The organism is Brucella ciceri, assembly GCF_041930145.1.
GTDB lineage: Bacteria > Pseudomonadota > Alphaproteobacteria > Rhizobiales > Rhizobiaceae > Brucella > Brucella intermedia.
Genome location: NZ_JBHEEV010000014.1, coordinates 1 through 23,681 on the forward strand (window position 1 = coordinate 1; position 23,681 = coordinate 23,681).

Below are 23,681 nucleotides of genomic sequence, written 5' to 3' on the forward strand. Positions count from 1 at the left end.
GAGTTCGCCCAACCATCAGGCCAGCTACGAAAATGGCGACGACGACGAAGAGGACTATGCCGTAGAAGCCTGCGCCAACCCCGCCGATGATTATCTCCCCAAGCATCATATTGATCATGGGGATCATTCCGCCGAGCGCCATCATGCTGTCATGCATGGCGATCACTGCGCCACATGAGGCAGCGGTTGTAACAACGGCGAATAGCGCGGACATAGCGATGCCGAAGCGTGTTTCCTTACCTTCCATGTTGCCGCCGTCAATTCCGAGTGCATGGATAAGAGGATTGCCGGTGGCTTCCGCCCAGTAGCAGACTGCAACGCCCGCGACGAACAATATGCCCATGGCGGCAAAGATCGCCCAGCCTTGGCGCTCGTTGCCGACCATCCGCCCGAAGACGTTGGTCAGCGAAGCACCGATGGCGAAAATCGCAACCATCTGGATCAGGTTGGAAATGGCGTCGGGGTTTTCGAAAGGATGCGCGGAATTGGCGTTGAAAAAGCCGCCGCCATTGGTGCCAAGCATCTTGATCGCGAGTTGCGAGGCGACTGGCCCGAGCGCTATCACCTGTCGCGCACCCTCCAGCGTCGTAGCTTCGGCATAGGCTCCAATCGTTTGCGGCACGCCGAGACTGACGAAAGCCAAGGTAAGGAGGACGCACAAGGGCAGTAGGATGTAGAGCGTGCAGCGCGTAAGATCGACCCAGAAATTTCCAAGCGTCTTCATCGACTTACGCGAGAACGCGCGAATGAGCGCTATGGCGATGGCAACGCCGGTCGCAGCTGAAACGAAGTTTTGCACTGTCAGCCCTGCCATTTGCGTCACGTAAGAGAGTGTGCTTTCGCCGCCATAGTTCTGCCAGTTGGTGTTGGTGACAAAACTTGCGGTGGTGTTGAAGGCGAGATCAGCGGGAACGTTGCTCATGCCCATCGGATTGAAGGGCAGGGAGCCTTGAACCCGCTGGAGCACGTAAAGGAGCAAAAAGCCCGCCAGGTTGAAAAGAAGCAGGGAAACGGTGTAGGTTGTCCAGTGCTGCTCTTCGCGTTCGCTCGTGCCTGCGAGACGATAAAGCCCGCGCTCCGCAGGCACCAGGATTGGTGAAAGAAAAGTCCGTTCACCGTTGAAAACGCGCGTCATGTAGCCGCCGAGCGGCTTGACGAGCAAAATGATGATCCCGCAGAAAACGAGGATCTGAATCCATCCATTAAGGGTCATTGTCTTTTCCGAGGACTGAATAGCTGCCGGTTACGTGGTGTCGGCCAGAAACCCGCTTAGAATCGTTCTGGTCGCAAAAGCGCATAAAGAAGATAGGCGGCTATGAAGACGGCGACCAAAGCGCCGGCGATGTATTCGATCATCATGACCTGCCTCAAAGCCTTTCGCAGATGCGCAAATAGCCGAACAGCAGGCTAAAAAAGCCGATGCCGATTGCAAGGACGAAGAAATCCATAATCATGCCCGAGAGGGCTCCCTGTTTCTTACAGGGGCATTATGTTGCCGTTTGGCATAGGGTTTCGAGAGCGAAGCCGGGACCGAAAAATAAAAAACTCATATATGGAAGCGGCCCTTTAGGAGCGATGCCAGGGAACGAGAGTTAGAGCGAGGCTGCAGCTGCAGCCCGGCCCGCCGTCCGACCGGAAAAGATGCAGCCGCCAAGAAACGTCCCCTCAAGCGCGTTATATCCGTGATAGCCGCCGCCGCCGAAACCGGCGGCCTCACCTGCAGCGTACAGGCCAGGTACTCTTTCTCCAGCTGAATTGAGAACCTGGGCGTCCAAGTCGGTATGCAGGCCGCCGAGTGTCTTGCGTGTCAGAATATGAAGTTTGACTGCAATGAGTGGACCATTGGAAGCTTCCAGCATTGGATGCAGGGGAACGGCGCGTGTAAGACGATCGCCGATATAGGCCCTGGCATTATGAATCGCCATTACCTGAGCATCCTTGGAATAGCGATTGATCAGCTCGCGGTCCCGCGCTTCGATTTGATCGCGTATATGGTCAAGCTTGAGAAGCTTTTCTCCCGTTAGACTGTTCATTTTTGCAATGAGTTCATCAAGCGTAACCGCTGTGACGAAATCCGCTCCATTGTCCAGAAATGCCTTCACCGGAGGTGGCGGGGCTTTACCAAGGCGGCTTTTAAGCAAGAGTTTCCAGTCCTTGCCGGTGATATCCGGGTTTTGTTCCGATCCGGACAGGGAGAATTCCTTACGAATGATTTTCTCCGTCAGGACGAACCAGGAATAATCGTAGCCGGTGGATAGAATATGTTTGAGCGTGCCCAGTGTGTCGAAACCGGGGAGATAGGGGGCAGGGAGGCGATCACCCCTGGCGTCGAACCACATGGAAGACGGTCCCGGCAGAATGCGAATGCCATGGTTCGGCCAAATCGGGTCCCAGTTGCGCACGCCTTCCGTGTAGTGCCACATGCGATCGGCATTGATGACGTGACCGCCTGCGGCTACCGCGATATCAATGCCTCGCCCATCGACATGGGCCGGAACACCCAACACCATTTCTTTCGGCGGATTGCCGAGCCGGTCGCGTGGCCATGCTCTTCGAACTTTGTCGGGATCTCCGCCTATTCCCCCCGACGTGACGATCACGCAGTCCGCGAAGTAGGCGAACTCCCCTACGGCATCTCGTGATGAAGGTTTCCCGCGCTCAACGGTCGAAGGGGCCAGCACTTCGCCATAGACGCCGCTGGCTCGTCCGTCTGTAGTGGCTATGCTGTTGACTCGGTGGCGGCATTTCAAGGTAATAAGCCCTTTGCCGATCGCTTCACGAAGAGATCGTTCGAACGGCGCAACGACGGCGGGCCCAGTGCCCCACGTAATATGAAAACGCGGCACGGAATTGCCGTGACCATCTGCTCGCGCGCCGCCGCGCTCTGCCCAGCCCACAACAGGAAACCAGCGCATGCCGAGACTGTGGAGCCAGGATCGCATTTCTCCGGCGGCAAACGCCAGATAAGATTCCGCCCAGCGCTTTGGCCAGTGGTCTTCGGGTCGATCAAATTGTGCCGAGCCGAACCAATCTTGCCGTGCGAGATCAATATTGTCCTTGATTCCAAGACGACGCTGTTCGGGACTGTCGACCATAAACAGTCCACCGAGCGACCAGAATGCCTGTCCGCCGATGGAGTTTTCGCCTTCCTGTTCGAGGAGAATGACTTTGCGCCCGGCAGCAGCCAGCTCGTGAGCCGCGACAAGCCCCGCTAGTCCTGCTCCGATGATAATCGCATCAGCATCAGCCATCCCCGCTTCCTCTCTCCCAAAAGGCGCTTGATACAGGCATCGTGACTGAAGGGACGAAGCGTTGCAAGCGATGGCTGAAACTATTCAACCGAAGAGATAAGGCACGGTCCAGTCGGCAATCAGCTTGATGGAGAGTCCGAACAAGGTCAGTTGAACCAGCAAGAAAAACGGACCGTCCGGCATTATTCGCGTCAGCTTGGCGCCGACGAAGGTACCGACTATTGCAGCGGGAACCAGCCAGAGACCAAGCGACGTATCGAGGTGGGAAAACTGCTGCAACTGCCAGTAAGGAACGAGTTTAACGGCGTTGACGATGGCGAAAAGAATAGTCGAGGTACCGGCGAAGACCAGCTTCGGGAGGTGTTGTGGCAACACATACATCTGAAACGGTGGAGCCCCGGAATGAGAGACAAAGCTGGTCAGTCCGGTAAGTACACCCCAGAATGCTCCGCCGGGCACATCCGCCTTTCTGGCTTTCTTACGATAACGGGCGCCGAACCACGCGTTGAAACAGAAAAGGATACCAACCAAGCCGACCAGCATTCCTATGAATGTAGGCGACAGGTGCGCACTGAACATCCATCCGATGCCGACGCCGAGAATCGCGGCGGGAGTCAGGATCGCGAGATTGCGTGGGGAAAAATGGCGGCGGTAAAGATACAGCCCGAACATATCGCTGATGACATAGATCGGAAGCAAAAGCGCAGCAGCAGTGACGGGTGATATGACTAATGCCATCAAGGGAACGGCAAGTGTACCAACCGACGGCAAGCCACCTTTTGAAAGCCCGACAAGAAATGCCGCAATGACTGCGATTGCGAGAAAAAGGGGCGTATGTTCGATCATGTAACGGCGATGTCAGATTTGCGAGCGGTGAAAAACATCTCCGGTCGGAGGACCGGAGATGTTGTGTGTGGATATCAGGCGTGGGCCCATTCCCAATAAAGGGCACGAGCGCGTTTGGTCAGCGGTCCATATTCCAGTTTGCGGTCATCGAAACCGACGATCGGGACGACTTTGCTCATGTTGCCTGAAGAAAAGATTTCGTCTGCCTGGCGGAAGTCGTCAATTTTCAGAACGGTTTCATGAACGGAAATGCCCGCATTGCGCAACAGGTTGATCACCCTCTGGCGAGTGATGCCGTTGAGGAACGTGCCGTTGGCGGCCGGGGTGAACACCTCACCGCCGCGGACCATGAAAACGTTGGAAGTTGCAGTTTCTGCGACATTGCCAAGAACGTCCGTCACCAGAGCATTGTGGAAGCCCTTTGCCTTGGCCTCACGCAGCATGCGCGCATTGTTCGGATAGAGGCACGCAGCTTTGGCATTGACCGGCATGACTTCCATATAGGGTCGGCGGAACGACGTAGTGGTGATAGTGAAGCCTTTTGGTTCGACCATGGGGATCGCTTCCAGGCAGAGTGCAAAATCCGTTGACGAGGCAAGCGGCGCGACAGTGCTCGTGTCGCCTTCTTCTGCCCAGTACATGGGACGGATATAAACGTCTGTTCCCGGCGCGAATTTCTTCAGGCCTTCGCGCGCCAATGTTTCGATATCGCTGGTAGAAAGTGTGGGCTCCAATCCCAAAGCGCGGGCTGAATCATTGGCGCGTGCACAATGACGGTCGAGATCGGGCGTAACACCTTCAAACAGGCGTGCGCCATCAAATACCAGCGAACCAAGCCAGGTCGCCTGCGAGGCTGCGCCTAGAATTCGTACATCCCCTTCACGCCATTCGCCCTTGTAATAGGTCCACATCGCCCGCTTATCGTTCATTTTCCTAGTCCTTTGACAATATTCTTTCATGCTTCCGCCCGCGTCAGAACGCCTTCAAACACAGATCGTTGTCGGAAAATGCTCGGAGCGTCTCGATATGATTGAAACGGATCAATGTCCTAAGCACACTTTTAAGGTGCGGTTTCATCGATCCGGCACGGGCCTGCGTGCATGGTAGGAGGAGGCAACGCCGGAGACAAGCGCGAACTTGTCACGGTTTGCTTTCAGGATTGTTCTTCAACAAGCGCCGGGGTGGGCTCCGATGTAACCACAGCCGGAGGGCCCTCCACGCCGCGTTGTCTTTCGCGAATGAAAGTAAAGAGACCGGAAATAGTGATGAGAACGATGCCGATCATCATTGGCGTGTCTATATGGTCGTGGAAGACGAAATATCCGAACAGGATCGCCCAAATCATCTGACTGTATTGCGGAGAGGCGATGGCGCTCGCAGGCGCGCGCTGGGCCGCAAGCATCAACAGGATATTGGCTAGTGCTGCCAGAAGACCGTAGCCTGCGAGGTAGATCCACTGCTCAGTGTTGGGTGCCTCAAATGACGGAGCCATCAGAGCTCCGCAAATGATGATGGGACCGATCAACCCGCTTGTATAAAGGGATATGCGCTTTTCCTGCTTACCCATGACGCGGAAGATGATGATGCTCATCGCTCCGCCCATGCCGGCAGCAAGTGCTCCGAGATGGCCGATGGAAAGCTCCCGGAATCCAGGCCGCAGCACGATAAGAACTCCGACGAATCCGATAAGCACCGCCGACCATCGCCTCCAGCCAACCTGCTCTTTCAGGAATACCACGGAAAGGATCGTCACGTAGGCAGGCAGGAGGAAAATGAGCGCGAAAGCCTCCGCCATGGAGAGATGTGTGAATGCGGTAACGCTGCCTATGGTTCCCATGGCGGCCGTTACGGTCCGCAATAGCCACATCTGAATGTTGGTTGTGCGAAACATGTCCAGCCAGACATCGTCTGCTTTCTTTGTAAAAGGGATAGCCAGCAGACCAAGGACGGCGCCGAAAAACGCGACTTCATACGGCGATAACGTTCCATCGAGAAACTTGACGCAGGCGTCGCTGACAGCGAATGCCGCATAGGACGCAAACGCGAGAAAAATACCATAAAGCATGACGATGTCCGAAAGAAACGGGGGGAGGGGTTCGTTCCTATCGTTCCCTTAATCGATTAGAAGCCTATTGGCAAAAGACATTTCTGAAATTCTGTTTTTAAAGTCTATAAGCAGCTCATTGCTTGAGGAAGAAGTAAATTCGACCTTTTCAAGGTTTCGAGCTCAAGCAAAAACGCATGCCTCATTTGCAATCATATCCGTGGTGGAAATTTGGGCAAACGCCTATTTACCCATCATCCAAACGAGGAGAAAGCAAATGAACATTCGTCAGAAAGTACAGCAGTTCGTATCCCGCCGCCGCGCTATCCGTGAGCTCGGTGCAATGGACGACCATCTTCTTGCCGATATCGGTGTTTCGCGTTCGCAGATCCAGAGCGCAGTTTTCGGTAAGTAATAACTTATGGCGTGTCTCCCGAAGGATCGCCCCGTAAGTGAAAATCGAATAAAATAACAAAGCGTCGGTCTCCAGTCCCGACGCTTTTGTTTTATGTATCCCTTATTTAAATAGTTTTTCCTGGCCGACATTCTGGATTAGGTTCGGTATCGCGGTACGCTGGAACCGCTTGAATCCAGTCTTGTCCATCATCTTCTCACAGAATGCTAATGGGACATAATCCGTGCCTTTTTGGGACAGATTGCGATTGCGTGTATCCTGAATTTCAGTCAACTTGTACTTGCGGGGGCGGCGATGAAGGTACGGTCTTTCCGTTTTAACTGCGGTAGAATTGCCGTTCTTCATCGCTTCTATTTCATAGCAACGTTCTATTGCCGGTGCATGTTGTCATACCAAGTCATTGCCAGTAAGAAGTTGGAATGCAGGAGTGCACGTAGATCTACCTCTTGCATCATCGGGCGGTCTCAGGCTTATCTGGCTGCCCGATGATGCAGAGGAAGACTCAAGATGGACATTGTCTGGCGCGGAATTCTGATCGGGATCGGCGCAACCATAGTAATGGATTTATGGGCACTTTTGCTTGCTGCAATGCCCGGACAGGCACGTCCAAACTGGGGTCTGGTGGGACGCTGGTTTTGGCATCTTCGGCATGGGCGGATTTTCCACGACGATATTTCCTCTTCTGCACCTTATAAGCATGAAGTAGCGCTCGGCTGGATCGGGCATTATGCAGTCGGCATTCTTTATGGCGTGATCTTTGCCATTTATGGTGGCGCGGAATGGTTTTCTGATCCAGTATTTTTCCCGGTTTGGATATTTGGTATACTGACGGTATCGGCGGGGTGGTTTTTATTGCAACCGGGCCTGGGAATCGGTTGGGCGGCGTCCAAGCTGCCAAATGCGCGCAATGTGCGACTGCTCAATCTTATAGCGCATACATTTTTTGCTCTTGGCATGTACGGAACGGCCTTGCTCCTGCAAAGCTCATTCCAAACAGTCGGTTAGAATTTGCAGAGCCGCATTCACGAACTGTCTTTTTTGAATCTGTTTCAAATATTTCCCGCAAATGAGTGACTGGCGCGCGGTGAAATCTCAGTCCACACTAAATCATGTCAACAAACTGGCATTCACGCGGCAGAACTGTGCTTTTGTCCGCGATGGGTGTATGGGGAACATGTCCGCCTGCAAATCTGCAGCGGCAACTAACATTATGGCAATCGCATAGGTTGCTTCAACTCGACACATTTGCGGGGCGCAATAGGTTGCGCGTCGTGATTTGACGCGAATTGGGGCGCTAAATTGACGGGCGCTTTGCCTTGGAGGGACGATGCTCGAAAAGCTGTTCAAATTGCAGGAACACGGCACAACGGCGAGAACGGAAATTATTGCCGGCGTGACGACCTTCCTGACGATGTCTTACATCATCTTCGTAAACCCGGATATTCTGTCCACTACGGGTATGGATCGAAACGCCGTTTTCGTTGCCACCTGCCTTGCGGCAGCTCTCGGCTCGATCATCATGGCGCTCGTCGCAAACTGGCCAATCGGCATGGCGCCCGGCATGGGTCTTAATGCCTTCTTCGCCTTCACCGTTGTTGGGGCGATGGGTTTTTCCTGGCAGCAGGCACTCGGTGCTGTCTTTATTTCGGGTATCATCTTCCTGATCCTGACCGTTACAGGTGTACGCCGCTGGTTGGTGGAGGGTATTCCACATTCGCTGCGAAGTGCGATTGCAGCCGGTATCGGCATGTTCCTGGCTTTGATTGGTCTGAAAAGCGCTGGTGTGGTTGTCGGCAATCAGGCGACTTTGGTTGGCCTGGGTGATTTGACGAAGGCGGGACCGCTTTTGGCGATTGCGGGCTTCTTCATTATCGCGGTGCTGGACGCCCTTAAGGTTCGCGGTGCGATCCTCATTGGTATTCTCATTGTCACCGTGGCATCTATCGCTCTTGGCATCAGCCAGTTCGGCGGTGTTTTCTCAGCGCCGCCTAGTCTTGCTCCGACTTTCCTTCAGCTTGATGTGATGGGTGCTCTGCATACTGGCATTCTGCACGTCATTCTCGTTTTCGTGCTGGTTGAAGTTTTCGACGCCACAGGCACGCTGATCGGCGTGGCTAAGCGTGGCGGTCTGATTGAACCGGGGAAACCAAACCGTCTCGGACGCGCCCTTTTTGCCGACAGCACGGCAATTCTGGGTGGTTCGCTTCTCGGTACTTCGTCCACGACGGCCTATGTGGAAAGCGCATCCGGCGTTCAGGCGGGGGGCCGTACAGGCTTGACGGCACTGGTCGTAGCACTTCTGTTTCTTGCGGCCTTGTTCATTTCCCCGCTCGCTGGTTCTGTTCCAGCCTACGCGACGGCACCGGCCCTTATCTACGTCGCTTGCCTGATGATGCGTGAATTGACCGAGATCGAGTGGCACGACGTAACGGAAGCTGCGCCGGCTGCGCTGACAGCTTTGGCTATCCCGTTCACCTATTCGATTGCCAACGGTTTGGCCTTCGGTTTCATCAGCTATGTCATCCTCAAAGCCTTCACGGGCAAGGCACGTGACGTGCATCTGGCTACCTGGCTGGTCGCTGCACTTTTCGTCATCCGCTTCGCATTCTTTGCGGAGTAACCGTAAAGCGCCGGGCCGAAAAGGTCCGGCGTAATTCTGCAATAGCGGGAGGAACCAACTGTGCAGACGAATGAACTGAAACTGCTTGAAAAGCTTATTGAGGTTATCGAGCAGGACATCATTCCGCTGACTGAGCGAGGTGTTGCGGAAGGCAACAAGGTTTTCGGTGCGGCGCTGTTGCGCAAGTCAGATCTGTCTCTTGTTCTTGCTGAAACCAATAACGAGACCGAGAATCCGCTCTGGCACGGCGAAGTGCACACATTGAAGCGCTTCTATGAAATGCCGGAGAATGGACGTCCCGATACGAAAGACATGGTGTTTCTTTCCACTCATGAGCCGTGCTCCATGTGCTTATCGGCTATCACATGGAGTGGTTTCGACAATTTTTACTACCTTTTCAGCCATGAAGATTCACGGGATGCTTTCTCTATCCCGCATGATTTGAAGATCCTCAAGGAAGTCTTCACGCTGGAACCGGGCGGATACAACCGCGACAACGCTTTCTGGCATAGCCATTCGATTCCGAAAATGATGGCATCCTTGCCGGACGCCGATCGTTTGCGACTCCGCAAAAAGCTCGACGCGATTTTTGCGAAGTATGACGAATTGTCCGACACTTATCAGTCAAGCAAGGATGGTAACGCAATTCCTCTCAACTGATGAACAATCGTTTCTTATAGTCATACGCCTGAAATAGCCTCGTGCCAGAGGGGATGCGCGATACAGGACACCCCGTTCGCGCATTTTCCATGTCTGACAGGACGAGTATCATGACTTCTGACCACATAATATCAGCGATTGGCTTTTGCACTCCGGCAGGTGACGGCAATTTCAGCACGCTTGAAGGGGCAATCCGTAATATCGTCGAACTCGGTTCGGACGCTGTGGAATTGTCGCTTTATGGCGAGGAAATAATCTCAGGCGGCCGTCTCATTCCGCACCGCGTGGATCGCCTCGTCAATATTACCAGACAGTTTGACGTCCGTTACAGCGTCCACGGACAGATCGTTTCCAATTTCATGGATCGCGAACATCTTGAGTATCAAAAGGCAGTGGTCCGGGCGATGCTGGAACTCTGCGATCGTGTGGGAGCGGAAGTACTTGTTCATCATTCCGGCCACGCCACAATGCCTGCGCCTTCTCGCCTTCCCGACCTCGACAAGATGGAGCGGGATGCGCTCGGCGAAATGGCGGAACTGGCAAAGTCTTATGGCGTCCGCATCGCGCTGGAAAATATCTTTGCAATGAGCGATGCCGAGTATCGGCAGACACCGGCTCAGGTTGCCGAAACGGTCGCTGCGGTCAACCACTCTTCCGTCTGCGGGCTGATCGACTTCAGCCATGCTTATATTGAGTGCAGTCGTCTCGGAATCGATTGGCGTCCGCAAATTCGTGCCATGGCTCCGGTAACCGGGCATCTGCATGTTCATGACAGTTTTGGTCGCCCTTACACGATGACCAAGTTTTATCATCCTGCGGAGGCAACGGCGCTCGGTATTGGCGATCTGCATCTGCCGATCGGTTGGGGCGATATTCCGTGGGACGAGATTTTCGATGAACTGACTTTTTTGCCCGATACCTTCCTGATCATGGAAATCGGGGAAGATCGTTTCAGTACCGAGCAGGCTGATAGTCTTGCGCGTGCCCGCAAGCTCGCCGAACGAGTTAACAGCCGCCGGAAAGCCGCTTGAACGAAACAAAACAGGCCGCGTGACGAGCGCGGCCTGTTCGAGTTTTCAAATTGTTTTTATTTCCGAATTTCGCTTAGCTGCTTTTGCACCGCATCGATGACGTCGTCGCCGATCTGAGACTTGTATTTGGCGTAGATCGGCTGGGATTTTTCGAGCATGCGCGCGTGCTCTTCCGGCGAAAGCGTGTTTACTTCCAGACCCGCTTCCTTGATCTTCTCGAGTGACTTCTGGTTCAATTCACGAATGACCTTGCGTTCTACGTCGCGTCCGACAACGGCGCATTCACGCAAGGCGGCTTGTTCCTCAGGGGAATATGTGTCGAAGATCGGCTTGGAATACAGGAACAGGAACGGCGTATAGGCATGCTTGGTTTCTGTCACATATTTCTGCACTTCGTAGAATTTTGAAGTATCGATGGTGACGTAAGGATTTTCCTGCGCATCGATGGCCTTGGTTTCCAGCGCTGAGAAGATTTCACCGAAAGCCATCGGTGTGGCATTGGCACCGAAATTCTGGAATGTGTCGAGGAAGATGTTGTTCTGCATCACGCGGACTTTCATGCCGCTGAAATCTTCCCATTTGTTGACCGGATGTTTTGAGTTTGAAAGGTTTCGGAAGCCGTTTTCCCAATAGGCAAGATTGACGAGGCCGACGGCCGCGAGCTTTTCGTCCATCATTTTGCCGAAGGGGCCGTCGACGACGGCATCTGCCTCTTCATCGTTTGCGAAGAGGAATGGCAGATCGAAAACGCCAAGCGCTGGAACTATCCCGACGAGGGGCGACGACGAGGTTACCACGCCTTCCTGCACACCGGAACGCAGTGCCTGCGTTGCCTGCAAATCGCCTCCCAGAGCTCCACCCCAGAAGGCGGTTATCTTCATTTTGCCACCGGACTTTTCAGCAAGGCATTCATTCATTGCCTTGATGCCATTGCCGACTGGATGATCCTCGTTGATGCCATTGGAGACACGAATGTTGCGCTCCTGAAATTCGGCAAGAGCGGGTACGGTTAGCGCGGCCGCCATCAGGGCGGTTGTTGCCAGCATAAGCAATTTCTTCATTGAACTCTCCTCCCAGAGTTGATGTTAAACCTAATGCAGCCAGTTCATGGGTACCAGTACGAGACTTGGGAACAGAACCAGCAGGAACAGCACGATCACTTGCGAAATCAGAAATGGATTGACGCCAGCGACCACTTTTCCGAGCGGCACCTTTGAGACGCCGCTCACCACATTCAGCACGACGCCGACCGGCGGCGTGATGAGCCCGATGCTGTTGTTCATAATGAAAAGAACGCCGAAATAGGCCGGGTCGATCCCCGCCTGTTTGACAATCGGCATCAGGACTGGCGTCAGGATGAGGATCGTCGGCGTAAGGTCGAGTGCTGTTCCGACGACGAGCACAAGTATCATGATCGCAAACATCAGCAGTTTCGGACTGTCGATCAGCGGCGCGATGTAACTGCTGATTTCAGCCGGGATATTTGCTGCCGTTATCAACCATGACGACACCAGGGCCGACGCGACGAGAAACATGATGACGGATGTTGTTTTGGCAGCTCGCACAAACACGCCGTAAAGATCGACAAATCTCAGTTCGCGATAGATGAACATGCCGACAAAAAGGGCATAGGCTGCGGCAACCACAGCCGCTTCTGTCGGTGTCATGACGCCCATACGGATGCCGCCAAGAATGATCACGGGCATGCCGAGCGCCCAAAGTGCACGTCCGGTCGCCTGCAGCCGATCTTTGCCGGATTGCTTGGGAAGCACCTTGAGATTGTCTTTTCTGACGACGATCTGCCAGGTGAAGAGTAACGCGATACCCATCATCAGACCGGGCACTATCCCGGCCATGAAAAGCTGCGTTATCGATACGTTGGCAGCAACCCCAAACACGATCATGGCCATGGATGGCGGGATAACCGGCGCGATGATGCCGCCTGCCGCCATCAGTCCCGCAGACCGGGGGATGTTGTAGCCCGCTTTCGCCATCATGGGGACTAGGATGGTTGCCAGCGCCGCAGTGTCCGCAGCGGCGGAACCCGAAACGCTGGCCATGATGATGGCTGCGAGAATGGCAACGACGCCGAGGCCGCCGCGAATATGCCCGACGCAAGCTATGGCGAAATCAATGATGCGGCGGGACAAGCCGCCGGAATTCATAAGCTCACCAGCCAGAATGAAAAACGGTATTGCCAGCAGCGTGAAGGAATCCACGCCGGCAATCATGTTCTGCGCGATGATCTGCGTGTTGAACATCCCCATGTACCACATGAGAACCACACCGCAGAACATGAGCGAGAAAGCGATCGGAACGCCGATAGCCATGGCGCTGAGAAGCGAGCCGACAAATACTACGAGCGTCATGTCGTCTACTCCATCAGATGGTCGAGCGAGTGTTCGCCCGCAAAGGTGGCAATTTCCTCATCGGTCAAACGACCGGTGACAGCGCGCAGGAAGCGCTCGGCGGCAATGATGAACATTGCGCCACCCGTGAATAACCCGACGCCGTAAACCCAGATCATTGAAAGTCCCGTGACGGGTGCGACCATGCTGGCGTTGATGTCGAACTGTTTCCAGGTGCCCCAGAAGAAAATCCCGGAACAAAGCAGGACGATCAGATAACTGATTGCCATGCAGGTAACGCGCCCTTGCCGTCCAAAGCGAGCAACGAGCGACTCGATGCCCAAATGGCTATTCTCGCGAAAGGTGAGGACGGCTCCAAGAAAAGACACCCAGACGAAAAAATAACGCGCAAGTTCTTCCGATACGGTCAGTCCAGAGTTTGCGGCGTAGCGCAAAATCACGTTGACGAAGACCATAATAGCCATGCCGGCGAGGAGGAAGACGAGAATTGCGCCAAGTATCTTGTAGAAGAAGTCTATGGCTTTCGTCATCTATGCGCCCTCAGACTTTATCGAGCAAATCGCGCGCTTGCAGGTTCTGGATCAGCGCCCTGATACCGAATGTCCATTCAGGACATTTGTCGGTCCGGTCGACCCAGTTGATGAGCCGTCCAAGCTTCGGCGTGGAAATCTCCACGCGGTCGCCGACTTCGTGGGTAAACCCTTGTCCCGCACCACGACGATCCTTCACGGGCGCGAACATGGTGCCAAGAAACAACACTGCGCCGTCCGGATACTGATGATTGCGGTTCATCATCTGTGACGCAAGATTTTCAGGATCGCGGCTGATCGCTTCCATAGGGCTTTCGCCGGTCATTTCGAAACCGTCAGCCCCATGAACCGTCAGCGACAGCTTGAGTTTGCGCAATACGTCCATAGTGAATTGGGCGTCGAACAAACGAACAAACGGGCCGATAGCGCAGGAAGCATTATTGTCCTTCGCTTTACCGAGCAGTAAAGCCGAACGACCTTCCACGTCTCGAAGATTGACGTCATTGCCAAGAGTTGCGCCGACAATACGTCCATCCGAGGCGACAACCAGGACCACCTCGGGTTCCGGGTTGTTCCATTGGGAAATGGGCAGAATGCCGACGGTAGCGCCGCATCCAACGGCCGACATCGGCTGAGATTTGGTGAAGATTTCCGCGTCGGGCCCGATACCCACTTCCAGATATTGGGACCAGAGTCCCATTTCCTGAAGAAGCGCCTTGACCTCCGCAGCCTTTTCGGAGCCTGCCACGACGCCGCGCAAATTGTCGCCGATAACCGGCGCCAGACGTTCGCGAATTTCGCGGGCTCGAGAGGGATCGCCTTTGGCCTGTTCTTCAATCACGCGTTCAAGCATGCTGTCGGCAAAGGTAACGCCTGCTGCTTTGATGGATTGCAGGTCTATGGGAGCGAGCAACTCCCCGCGATCACCGGAAAGATAATCATCCAGAGAACCGAGGTTTGGATAGCTCTCGGTATTCTCCAGTTCACTTATTAGCGAACGGCGTTCCAGAAGGCCCGAAACCGTAGCTGACAAGCTGGACAGATCGTGCACATGGCCATTTTTGACCAATACAGGACAAGGACCGTTTTCGGCTTTCGACCACACACGGCCAATCAAAACCGCTGAGTGGCTGTCTTCAGGCAGAATCACCGTTGCTTTCAGTTCACGCTTGTCTTGCACAGATATCCTCCCAATGTATGGCCGTTTCCCACGGGCCATATGTTGTCAGGATGCCTGACAACAATAGTACTATTATTAGCAGTCCAGAATTGAGTCCAGCCTTGAGACGGCTTTGAGCTCAAAAATTAGATCGATCTGTTTTTCTTCGGCCGACGGTATAGGCTTTGTCCATTTCGGAGCTGAGGGCCATGCCCAGCCCGGTACCGGGCGGAACCGTAATCATGCCGTCCTTGACTTCGGGCAGGGCGGTAACAAGATCGCGATACCATGTTTTGTAGAACGCGCGGACGCTTTCCTGAATCAGGGCATTTGGTGCGTTGAGCGATAGATGCGTCGAAGCACACAGAACGACCGGTCCGGTGCAATCATGTGGCGCGACCGGAAGATGCCAGGCTTCGGCCATAGCAGCGATCTTCCGTGCTTCAGAAAGGCCACCACACCAGCTCAAGTCAAGCATGACGACGCCGGCCACGCCTGTTTCCAGAAGATCACGAAATGCCCATCGGCTTCCTAGAGTTTCGGAGGCACAGATAGGTGCAATGCTGGCTTCTGCATAACGTTTGAGACTGCCGAGACTGTCCATCTTGATCGGGTCTTCGTGCCAGAAAGTCTTGAATGGCTTGAGTTCACGGGCAATCTGCATGGCGGGCAAGAGCTGCCACATGGAATGGAACTCGACCATGATATCCATGCGATCACCGACCGCCGCCCGGATTTTTTCAAAAGGCTGCAATGCCGCTTTGAGATCGGGTTGAGAGATATACTGCCCGCGTGTCTTTTCTGCCGCCATGTCGAATGGCCAGATTTTCATCGCCGTTATGCCTTCTTCCAGCAATGAGAGGGCAAGTTCATCGGCATGGTGCAGGAAGCCGTTCAGATCGTCGTAGCTGGCTCCGGAACCGGCCAGACCGTAGTTGCCGGATTGCTGGCCGGTAGCCTTCTTGATGTATTCGGTTCCGGCGCACGTATTATAAGTGCGGATGGATTGACGACTGAAGCCGCCGAGAAGCTGAGCGATAGGGAGATTGGCAGCTTTGCCGTATAAATCCCACAGGGCGATATCGAAAGCGGAGTTGCCACGCACTTCCGCGCCGGTTGAACGGAAACCGAGATAGCCCACAAGGTCAGAGGCCAGCAGATCGATTTGCAACGGATCGCGACCTAGAACACGCGGCGCGACATATTCGTGCAGATAGGACTCGACCGTCTCGGACATGAAAAAGGTTTCGCCGAGGCCGGTGATTCCTTCATCTGTATGAACTTCCACCCACAAAAGATTTGGCCGTTCGGCGATGCGAATGGTTTCGATTGCTGTGATCTTCATTGCAACTCCCAATGCAACTGCTTATCAGGCGCTAATCTTGAGGAACGTCGTTGAGCTTTTCGATATGAAGAAGCAGGGCGCTATGATCCTTCTCGCCTCCGCCGTCTTCAACGAAAGTCGCAAAAGCCTCTCGCACGGTCTCGGTCAACGGCAATTTCAAGGACAGGTCGCCTGCGGTCTTCAGGATCGAGTTGAGGTCTTTCAACTGAATGCGCGATGTGCCTCCTGGCTTAAAATTGCGGTCGATCATCCGTTTGCCGTGGAGTTCGAGAATGCGGCTTTCACAGAAACCTCCGCGGATGGCATCGCGGAATGCGGCACGCGACCCGCCGCCTTTTTCGACAAGAACCATTGCCTCTGCGATTGCCCCGATGGTCACGGCAACAATCTGTTGATTGGCAAGTTTTGCAAGCTGGCCGGCACCTGACGGACCCACGCGCGTGAGGCGTCCCAACGGTTTGAACACATCGGCGAGGGTGGCGATAACCGCTTCATCACCTCCGGCCATGATGGCGAGTGTACCTTCCTGTGCACCGACCACGCCCCCGGAAACCGGCGCGTCGATATGATTGACGCCCGTCGCCTCCAGACGCTTCGAATGCTCGCGCGCGAAGTCCGGCGAAATTGAACTCATGTCGATGACTATGCTGCCTTTTTTCAAGACAGCAGCGACACCTTGCTCAAAGAGGACATCACGTACCGCTGGTCCATCGGTCAGCATGGTGATGACGATATCGGCGTCCACCCCCGCCTTTGCGGCGGTTTGAGCGAGCTTGGCACCTTTTTCCACAAGGGGGGCAGACTTGGCGCTGTTCCGGTTCCAGACCGTTACGTCGAAGCCTGCATCCAGAAGCCGACCGGCCATTGGTGCGCCCATCAGGCCGGTACCGAGAAAAGCGATCCTGCATTTCAAAGCTTGCCTCCCATTTCATCTTCGATGTGAACGCGAATGATCTCATCAAAGGAGGTTTCGGCGGTGAAGCCAAGGGCCTGTGCGCGTTTAGCCTCGAAACCGGGCGCCCACCCTGCGACCATGCGCATGATCATTTCATCTGGCTCGCGTCGGATGAGTCGGACGGCCTTATCGCCAGCAACGCGGCGCAACGCCTCAATCTGCTCACCGACGGTGGCGCTGAGACCAGGCATGGAAAGATTGCGACGCGCACCGACCGCTTCCGTATCGATAGTGGCTCCATGAATCAGAAAGCCCACCGCTGAGCGCGGCGAAGCATGCCAGTGCCGAACCTCTTCAGGAACAGGTAATATGGCTTCCTGACCGGAGAGCGGTTCGCGCAATATACTGGAGAAAAAGCCGGATGCAGCCTTGTTCGGTTTGCCCGGCCTTATGCAGATCGTCGGCAGGCGGATGCCGATACCGTCGAAGAAGCCGCGTCGCGTATAGTCGGACAAAAGAAGTTCGCTGATTGCCTTCTGCGTGCCGTAACTGGTCAACGGCGTCGTATGAAATTCATCCGGGATCGGATAGGGCAGCGGAGCGCCAAAAACGGCGATGGAGGATGTGAAGACCACACGAGGCTTATAGCCATCGGCAACGTGCGCAAGTCTGATTGCATCGAACAGATAACGTGTGCCGTCCAGATTAATTCGATATCCTTTGTCGAAATCCATCTCTGCTTCACCGGACACGATTGCCGCTAGGTGAAAGATGACATCAGGCCGTCCTGATACGATCTTCTGCGCGGTTTCCTTGGTGGATATATCCGCAGCCAAAGTGTCGACCGATCCTGCGAAGCCGACTGGAGGTTCTGCGGCGACGATATCGACAAGCGTGAGCTTCTCTACGGGGATATCCCCGAGACGGCCATCGTTGGAAAGGCGCTGCGCTAATTTGCGGCCCACCATGCCAGCGGCGCCGATGATTGCGATATGCATCCAGAAATCTCCTCCCTGCCTTGCAGCCACTGACACTCAAATGATGCAGACTTGGCTGTGGAACAACACTTATCCAATCTCCCGCAGATTCATGTTGTAGGGTTGTCTGATAACCTTATATGTAAGCGTTGGAAACAGTTTTCTCCGTTCTGTCCAAGGAATGAAACGGAAAAGCCCGCCGCATCTGAAAAACTGTCGTACTCCTGCGACAGCGCATTGCACTTCGATAAAGCCAAGAGGATATCATGTACGTTACGGGGGACAGGGCGGGAAACAAGCAGGACGGTCTCGTCGCTCTTTTGGGTGGCGATCTGGTTATGACCGAACAAAATGACATGTCTGGCTATTGTCGTGACTGGCCGGGGGATGTGGAAAATGCGGCGGTTGCGGTGATCCGTCCGCGTTCGACAGCGGATGTTTCCGCCGCGGTCAAAGCCTGCGCTTCCCTGGGATTGTCTATCATTCCGCAAGGCGGAAATACCGGTCTCGTGCAGGGTGGCGTACCGGATGGCCGGGACAATCTCGTCATTTTGAGTCTTGAGCGGATGAACCGCATTCGGAAAATAGATCCGGATGATTTTTCAGCGGTTGTCGATGCGGGTTGCATTCTCTCGGAACTGAAAGACAAACTGGCAACCGAAGGAATGTTTTTTCCGCTGGCGCTTGGTGCGCAGGGAAGCTGTCGTATCGGGGGAAATGTCAGCACCAATGCCGGCGGCATCAATGTGTTGCGCTATGGCATGACCCGCGAGTTGATACTGGGGCTGGAGGTCGTTCTGCCTGACAGTACTATATTCAACGGTCTTTCGACGCTGAGAAAAGACAATGGCGGCATTGATCTGAAACAGCTTTTTATCGGTGCGGAAGGCATTCTTGGAATAGTAACCGGCGTCGCAATCAAACTGATGCCCTTGCCGGACAAGGTGGAAACTGCGCTGCTTGGGCTCAATTCCCTTGAAGATGCCATTGCGCTTTATCGGCGGGCACGGGTGCAGTGCTGTGATCTGATGTCGGCATTCGAGTTCATGCCTCCGGTGGCTTTTACACTGGCACAAGAGGCGATGCCGGAACTCGCCACGCCGCTGGGGCAATATCCGGCCTATATCTTGATGGAGATTTCAGGCTCGGGACTGGTCGATATAGCGTCACTGATGGAGCAGTTTCTTGCAGGAGCAATGGAAGATGGCCTCGTTCTTGACGGGACCATCGCGTCCTCGCGGGCACAAGGTCAAAATCTCTGGATGTTTCGCGAGGCGATGAATGAAGGGCAGGCGCTGCGTGGCAAGCATCTGCGCACTGACATATCGGTTTCATTGTCGAAACTGGCATCGTTCGTCGATGAAGCTGAAAGGGAACTGGCCAAGGTTCTTCCTGATTGTCTCGCGGTTTCCTATGGACATGTCGGGGACGGCAATGTGCATCTCAATGTCATCCCGGAAAGCAATCTCGATGTTGCTGCGAAAGACGCGAAGATCAAGCTTGCGAAGGAAACGATCAATGCTGTTCTGGATCGTTATGCAGGCAGCATTAGCGCGGAACACGGCATTGGTCGCCTGAAAAGGGACGATTTCGAGAAGCGTATTGACCCTGCACGGCGAAAGCTGCTTGAAGGTCTCAAACAGGTAATCGATCCGGACAACATCATGAATCCGGGCTGCCAGCTTTCGCTTGACTCTTCAAAAGGCTGACGACACATCAATTGCACAGGCAATCAGGGAGACTTTATCATTTTGTTTGGTGAAATCAGGCGCAATGAGCAACTCCCTGGACGCATCGCTTCCGAAATCACGCGGCAGATCGGTGAAGGTACTCTCTTGCCGGGGCAAAAGCTGCCGACAGAACATAATCTGGCTCAGAGCTTCGGAGTTAGCCGCTCGGTTGTACGTGAAGCGATAGCCCAGTTGCGCAACGAGGGTCTGGTTGAAACCCGACAGGGTGTCGGGGCTTTCGTGACAGAACCCGACAGGAGACACGCCCTCCGGATAGAGCCAGAAACACTTGCCAATCGCGAAAATTTCCGCAGCCTGTTCCAGTTACGAATGGCACTCGAAATTGAAGCGGCGGGATTAGCGGCGGTTCATCATGATGAACATGACATGATGCAACTCAACGAAGCGCTCGCAGAAATGAGCGGTTCAAAAAAATGGACCGATACGGGTATAGCTGCCGATCTGGCTTTTCATCGGGCGCTCGCTTCTGCAACTCACAATGAGTATTTTCCGTTGGTCCTAGGCTTCATTGCCGAACGCATCAATCAGGCAATCAACGCAGCGCGTGCGCGGGCCGTGCTCGAGCAGATTGTCGAGATCACCATTGATGAGCATACCGCAATCAGGGACGCCGTTCATTCGCGGGATCCGTTGCAGGCACGCGAAGTGATGCGCCACCACATCGTGCAGGCAGCAAGCCGAGTCGGCCTCAAGCTGGAAACTTTTTGATGGCTTCTTCTTTCGGGCTTTTCAATCTGGAAGGGCGCATTGCGCTGATCACGGGTTCCAGTCAGGGCATTGGTTTTGCCCTGGCGCGAGGGCTTGCGGAACATGGTGCAACGGTGATCATCAATGGCCGTGACCGGGGCAAGGTGGATCAGGCTGTCACCCTGCTGGAGGATGATGGACATAAGGTCTTTGCATCTGCCTTCGATGTGACGAATGCCGCGGAAGTCCGCGCCGCCATTGAGATGATTGAAGAGGAAATCGACGCACTCGATATTCTGGTCAATAACGCCGGGATGCAGTACCGCGCACCGCTTGAGGATTTCCCTATCGAGAAATGGCAGCAGCTTCTGGAAACCAACATCTCCAGCGCTTTTTATGCCGGGCAGGCGGCTGCGCGCCATATGATCGCGCGAGGACGCGGCAAGATAATCAACATTGCTTCGGTTCAAAGTGAACTGGCGCGTCCTTCGATTGCGCCTTATACCGCGACAAAGGGAGCTATCCGTAACCTGACCCGCGGTATGGCCACCGATTGGGCCAGACATGGCTTGCAGGTCAATGCGATTGCACCCGGCTATTTCAAGACGCCGCTGAATCAGGCATTGGTTGATGACCCCGAATTTACGGCTTGGCTGGAAAAAAGGACGCCGGCGGGCCGCTGGGGGAATGTGGAAGAATTGGTCGGTGCCGCCGTATTCCTGAGCAGCGATGCTTCCACTTTTGTGAACGGACAGGTCTTGCATGTCGATGGCGGCATGACCGCAAGCGTATGAGGAATTGATGCTGCGTATCATCGTGATGGGTGTTTCGGGTTCCGGAAAATCGACGGTCGGGGAGAAGATTGCAGATGCTTTGAAGCTTCCGTTTCTCGAAGGCGACTCTCTTCATCCAAAGTCGAACGTCGATAAGATGTCGGCAGGCATCCCCTTGCAGGACGAGGATCGCTGGCCCTGGCTCGATAAAGTCGGAGAACGTCTTGCAGCCTCGAGCGACGGGATTGTGATATCCTGTTCCGCATTGAAGAAGAGCTATCGGGATCGCCTCCGCACCGCAGCGGATGCGCCTGTCCTTTTTGTTTTTCTGGACGGCAGTTTTGAAGTCTTGCATGAGCATATGGGGCATCGCACAGGCCATTTCATGCCGGTAACGATGCTGGAAAGCCAGATTGCTACACTTGAAAGCCCGGTCGGAGAGCCGTTGGTATTCCGAGCAGATGTTGCCGAGAGCGTGGAAAAGATCGTTTCCGATAGCCTCGAATGGATAGATTCAGTTCAGCGTTAGCGTTATTTCAACGGCCAGAAGAACATCAGTGTGGGTACCGTTACAATCGCGATGATGATGGATAACGGCAACCCAAGACGCGGATAATCGCTGAATTTGTAGCCGCCCGGTCCCATCACCAGCGTATTGCACTGATGACCGATCGGGGTGAGAAAATCGCACCCCGCACCGATCGCGACTGCCATAAGGAACGCTTCAGGCTTGAAACCGAGCCCAGAAGCAAAGCTTGTCGCGATTGGAGCCATGACGAGGACCGTCGCGGCATTGTTGAGAAATGGCGTCACCATCATCGCTGCCACAAGAATGAGCGTCAAAGCACCGGCCGGTGGTAATTGATGGCCGATTGTGGCAAGTCCCTCTGCTATGAGATCAGTGCCCCCGGTCGTCCTCAGTGCATCGGAAACCGGAATGAGCGCAGCCAGCATGACCAGAATTGGGCCATCAATCTCGTCATAGACCTCGTTGAGAGGTATGACCTTGAACAGAAGCATAGCAACGGCAGCCGCAAAGAAAGCCACCGCAACCGGTACGAGGCTTAAAGCGGTCGCACCGATGGCGGCAATCAGAATGGCGAGCGGGATCAATCCGCGCCGGACACTGCCGAGCATCAACTTGCGGCGGGCGAGTGGCAGCAATTCAAACTCGGGCAGGAAGGTTGATAGATTTGCCTGTCTGCCTTGCAGGACGATTACATCGCCGAAGCGCAGTATAACTTCGCTGAGGCGCTCGGTAATCCGCTCCCCTGGACGACTGACAGCCAGAAGATTCAGATCATACCGCGCGAAAAGGGCGAGTCTCTGGGCCGTCAGTCCGATGAGACGCGAATTTTTTCCAATAACAGCTTCGACGGCTTCGATGTCGGTCGAACCGCTGGTCTCGGAAGGATTGCGGTTCTCGGAGAGGGTGAGCTTTCCCGCACTTATGATCGCATCAAGCGCCTTTGGGTCGCCTTCAAGTAGCACTACATCGCCTTCATTCAGGACGGTGTCGGGAAGCGGCGTCAATCGCTGTTCCTTGCGTACGATGGAGGTTACCATCGCTTCGCCTTCAGCAGCCTTGATGAGATCAGTCACGCGCTTGCCGATCATTGTCGAGGTTTTTGTGATGCGCGCTTCGGAAGCATAATTCTTGATCTTGATTGCTTCATCCAGCGAAACATTTTCGCGCGTGCGTTGCGGGACGAGCCAGTAAAAAAGAACCAGATAGATTAGCCCCACGGCTGAAAGCACGGCGCCGACGGGCGTGAAGTCGAACATGGTGAAGGGCTCCCCCACCATTTCGCCGCGAATGCGAGAAACGACGATATTGGGCGAAGTACCCACCTGAGTCATCAAACCGCCGAGCAGCGCGCCAAACGCCATAGGCATGAGAAACGTTGAGGGGGAAACATTGGAGCGGCGTGCGAATTGAAAAGCGACCGGGATCATGATGGCCAACGCACCGACGTTTTTCACAAAGGCGGAGAGCACGGTGACGACCGCGACCAACACGGCCAGCTGTAATCTTACACTGCTGATCTCCGGCAGGAAACGCTGCACTGCCGCCTGCATGAGACCGGAACGTGCGACGCCTGCGCTAACCACCAGCGCACTGCCCACGATGATGACAATGTCGTCGCTAAACCCCGAAAATGCGTGATCGAATGGGACAACGCCAACAGCTATCGCTAAGAGAAGTGCGCAGAGCGCGACGACATCATAACGGAATTTGCCCCAGATAAACGCCCCCATCATAAGTATGATCACTGCGAAGGAGAGTATCTGCTGATGCGTCATCTATCGGAATTTCCTCACAGGCGG

The 23,681-nt window shown here is 54.5% G+C and carries 23 protein-coding genes; 9 read left to right on the plus strand and 14 right to left on the minus strand.

What is annotated here, in order from left to right; genetic code table 11:
* The 6 genes from kdpA to JNC63_RS19875 form a co-directional block, all read right to left on the minus strand.
* The coding region (kdpA, locus tag JNC63_RS19850) for a potassium-transporting ATPase subunit KdpA (RefSeq protein ID WP_374846701.1) at nt 1-1,213 on the minus strand (1,213 nt) is incomplete at its 3' end.
* Between the two features lie 56 nt (nt 1,214-1,269).
* Complete coding sequence (gene kdpF, locus JNC63_RS19855; RefSeq protein WP_021587266.1) at nt 1,270-1,359, minus strand: K(+)-transporting ATPase subunit F; 90 nt, start codon at nt 1,357-1,359, stop codon at nt 1,270-1,272.
* 233 nt (nt 1,360-1,592) lie between these two features.
* Entirely contained in the window at nt 1,593-3,251 is a 1,659-nt protein-coding gene (locus JNC63_RS19860) for an FAD-binding dehydrogenase (RefSeq protein ID WP_063621079.1), read from the minus strand.
* Between the two features lie 84 nt (nt 3,252-3,335).
* Nucleotides 3,336-4,097, minus strand: a complete 762-nt coding sequence (locus tag JNC63_RS19865) for a sulfite exporter TauE/SafE family protein (protein ID WP_006469027.1) — start codon at nt 4,095-4,097, stop codon at nt 3,336-3,338.
* A gap of 74 nt (nt 4,098-4,171) precedes the next feature.
* Nucleotides 4,172-5,026 (minus strand): branched-chain amino acid aminotransferase, encoded by an 855-nt coding sequence (locus tag JNC63_RS19870; protein WP_031346972.1) that lies wholly within the window; start codon nt 5,024-5,026, stop codon nt 4,172-4,174.
* A gap of 224 nt (nt 5,027-5,250) precedes the next feature.
* Nucleotides 5,251-6,162, minus strand: coding sequence for a DMT family transporter (locus JNC63_RS19875; protein WP_006469025.1), 912 nt, complete (start codon nt 6,160-6,162; stop codon nt 5,251-5,253).
* Between the two features lie 256 nt (nt 6,163-6,418).
* Between JNC63_RS19875 and JNC63_RS19880 the strand changes: the two genes are divergently transcribed.
* The 5 genes from JNC63_RS19880 (at nt 6,419) to JNC63_RS19900 (ending at nt 10,867) form a co-directional block, all read left to right on the plus strand.
* Nucleotides 6,419-6,556 (plus strand): DUF1127 domain-containing protein, encoded by a 138-nt coding sequence (locus tag JNC63_RS19880; RefSeq protein WP_006471330.1) that lies wholly within the window; start codon nt 6,419-6,421, stop codon nt 6,554-6,556.
* Nucleotides 6,557-7,063: 507 nt separating this feature from the next.
* Nucleotides 7,064-7,561 carry a DUF2938 domain-containing protein gene (locus JNC63_RS19885; protein ID WP_006469022.1) on the plus strand — a complete coding sequence of 166 codons (498 nt, stop codon included), beginning with the start codon at nt 7,064-7,066 and terminating at the stop codon, nt 7,559-7,561.
* Nucleotides 7,562-7,883: 322 nt separating this feature from the next.
* Entirely contained in the window at nt 7,884-9,176 is a 1,293-nt protein-coding gene (locus tag JNC63_RS19890) for an NCS2 family permease (protein ID WP_006471329.1), read from the plus strand.
* A 60-nt stretch (nt 9,177-9,236) separates the two neighbouring features.
* Nucleotides 9,237-9,836: a nucleoside deaminase gene (locus JNC63_RS19895; protein ID WP_006469021.1), complete on the plus strand. Its 600-nt coding sequence runs from the start codon at nt 9,237-9,239 to the stop codon at nt 9,834-9,836.
* A gap of 110 nt (nt 9,837-9,946) precedes the next feature.
* The gene (locus tag JNC63_RS19900) at nt 9,947-10,867 is read left to right on the plus strand and encodes a sugar phosphate isomerase/epimerase family protein (RefSeq protein WP_006471328.1); all 921 of its coding nucleotides are present in this window, start codon (nt 9,947-9,949) and stop codon (nt 10,865-10,867) included.
* Nucleotides 10,868-10,923: 56 nt separating this feature from the next.
* Here the strand turns inward: JNC63_RS19900 and JNC63_RS19905 are convergent, their stop codons facing one another.
* The 7 genes from JNC63_RS19905 to denD form a co-directional block, all read right to left on the minus strand.
* Nucleotides 10,924-11,928 (minus strand): TRAP transporter substrate-binding protein, encoded by a 1,005-nt coding sequence (locus tag JNC63_RS19905; RefSeq protein WP_063621077.1) that lies wholly within the window; start codon nt 11,926-11,928, stop codon nt 10,924-10,926.
* A gap of 30 nt (nt 11,929-11,958) precedes the next feature.
* Nucleotides 11,959-13,236 carry a TRAP transporter large permease gene (locus tag JNC63_RS19910; RefSeq protein ID WP_063621075.1) on the minus strand — a complete coding sequence of 426 codons (1,278 nt, stop codon included), beginning with the start codon at nt 13,234-13,236 and terminating at the stop codon, nt 11,959-11,961.
* A 5-nt stretch (nt 13,237-13,241) separates the two neighbouring features.
* Entirely contained in the window at nt 13,242-13,766 is a 525-nt protein-coding gene (locus JNC63_RS19915) for a TRAP transporter small permease (RefSeq protein ID WP_006469017.1), read from the minus strand.
* Nucleotides 13,767-13,776: 10 nt separating this feature from the next.
* On the minus strand, nt 13,777-14,946 hold the full coding sequence (locus JNC63_RS19920) for a fumarylacetoacetate hydrolase family protein (RefSeq protein WP_081252510.1): 1,170 nt from the start codon (nt 14,944-14,946) through the stop codon (nt 13,777-13,779).
* Nucleotides 14,947-15,064: 118 nt separating this feature from the next.
* Nucleotides 15,065-16,270, minus strand: coding sequence for a mandelate racemase/muconate lactonizing enzyme family protein (locus JNC63_RS19925; protein WP_006471326.1), 1,206 nt, complete (start codon nt 16,268-16,270; stop codon nt 15,065-15,067).
* Between the two features lie 31 nt (nt 16,271-16,301).
* Entirely contained in the window at nt 16,302-17,183 is an 882-nt protein-coding gene (locus JNC63_RS19930) for an NAD(P)-dependent oxidoreductase (protein ID WP_006469014.1), read from the minus strand.
* The gene (gene denD / locus JNC63_RS19935) at nt 17,180-18,163 is read right to left on the minus strand and encodes a D-erythronate dehydrogenase (RefSeq protein WP_006471325.1); all 984 of its coding nucleotides are present in this window, start codon (nt 18,161-18,163) and stop codon (nt 17,180-17,182) included. The genes JNC63_RS19930 and denD overlap by 4 nt, the downstream gene beginning before the upstream one ends.
* Nucleotides 18,164-18,408: 245 nt before the next feature.
* Here denD and JNC63_RS19940 point away from each other — a divergent pair, with 245 nt between their 5' ends.
* Genes JNC63_RS19940 through JNC63_RS19955 form a run of 4 tightly spaced genes read left to right on the plus strand, consistent with a single transcriptional unit; the run spans nt 18,409 to nt 21,882 of the window.
* Complete coding sequence (locus JNC63_RS19940; protein ID WP_063621071.1) at nt 18,409-19,851, plus strand: FAD-binding oxidoreductase; 1,443 nt, start codon at nt 18,409-18,411, stop codon at nt 19,849-19,851.
* A gap of 42 nt (nt 19,852-19,893) precedes the next feature.
* Nucleotides 19,894-20,601 carry a FadR/GntR family transcriptional regulator gene (locus tag JNC63_RS19945; protein ID WP_006469011.1) on the plus strand — a complete coding sequence of 236 codons (708 nt, stop codon included), beginning with the start codon at nt 19,894-19,896 and terminating at the stop codon, nt 20,599-20,601.
* Nucleotides 20,601-21,374 (plus strand): SDR family oxidoreductase, encoded by a 774-nt coding sequence (locus JNC63_RS19950; RefSeq protein WP_006471324.1) that lies wholly within the window; start codon nt 20,601-20,603, stop codon nt 21,372-21,374. The genes JNC63_RS19945 and JNC63_RS19950 overlap by 1 nt, the downstream gene beginning before the upstream one ends.
* A gap of 7 nt (nt 21,375-21,381) precedes the next feature.
* Nucleotides 21,382-21,882, plus strand: coding sequence for a gluconokinase (locus JNC63_RS19955; RefSeq protein WP_006471323.1), 501 nt, complete (start codon nt 21,382-21,384; stop codon nt 21,880-21,882).
* A 2-nt stretch (nt 21,883-21,884) separates the two neighbouring features.
* Here JNC63_RS19955 and JNC63_RS19960 read toward each other — a convergent pair whose 3' ends face one another.
* Nucleotides 21,885-23,657 (minus strand): SLC13 family permease, encoded by a 1,773-nt coding sequence (locus tag JNC63_RS19960; RefSeq protein WP_006469008.1) that lies wholly within the window; start codon nt 23,655-23,657, stop codon nt 21,885-21,887.
* Between the last annotated feature and the right edge of the window lie 24 nt (nt 23,658-23,681).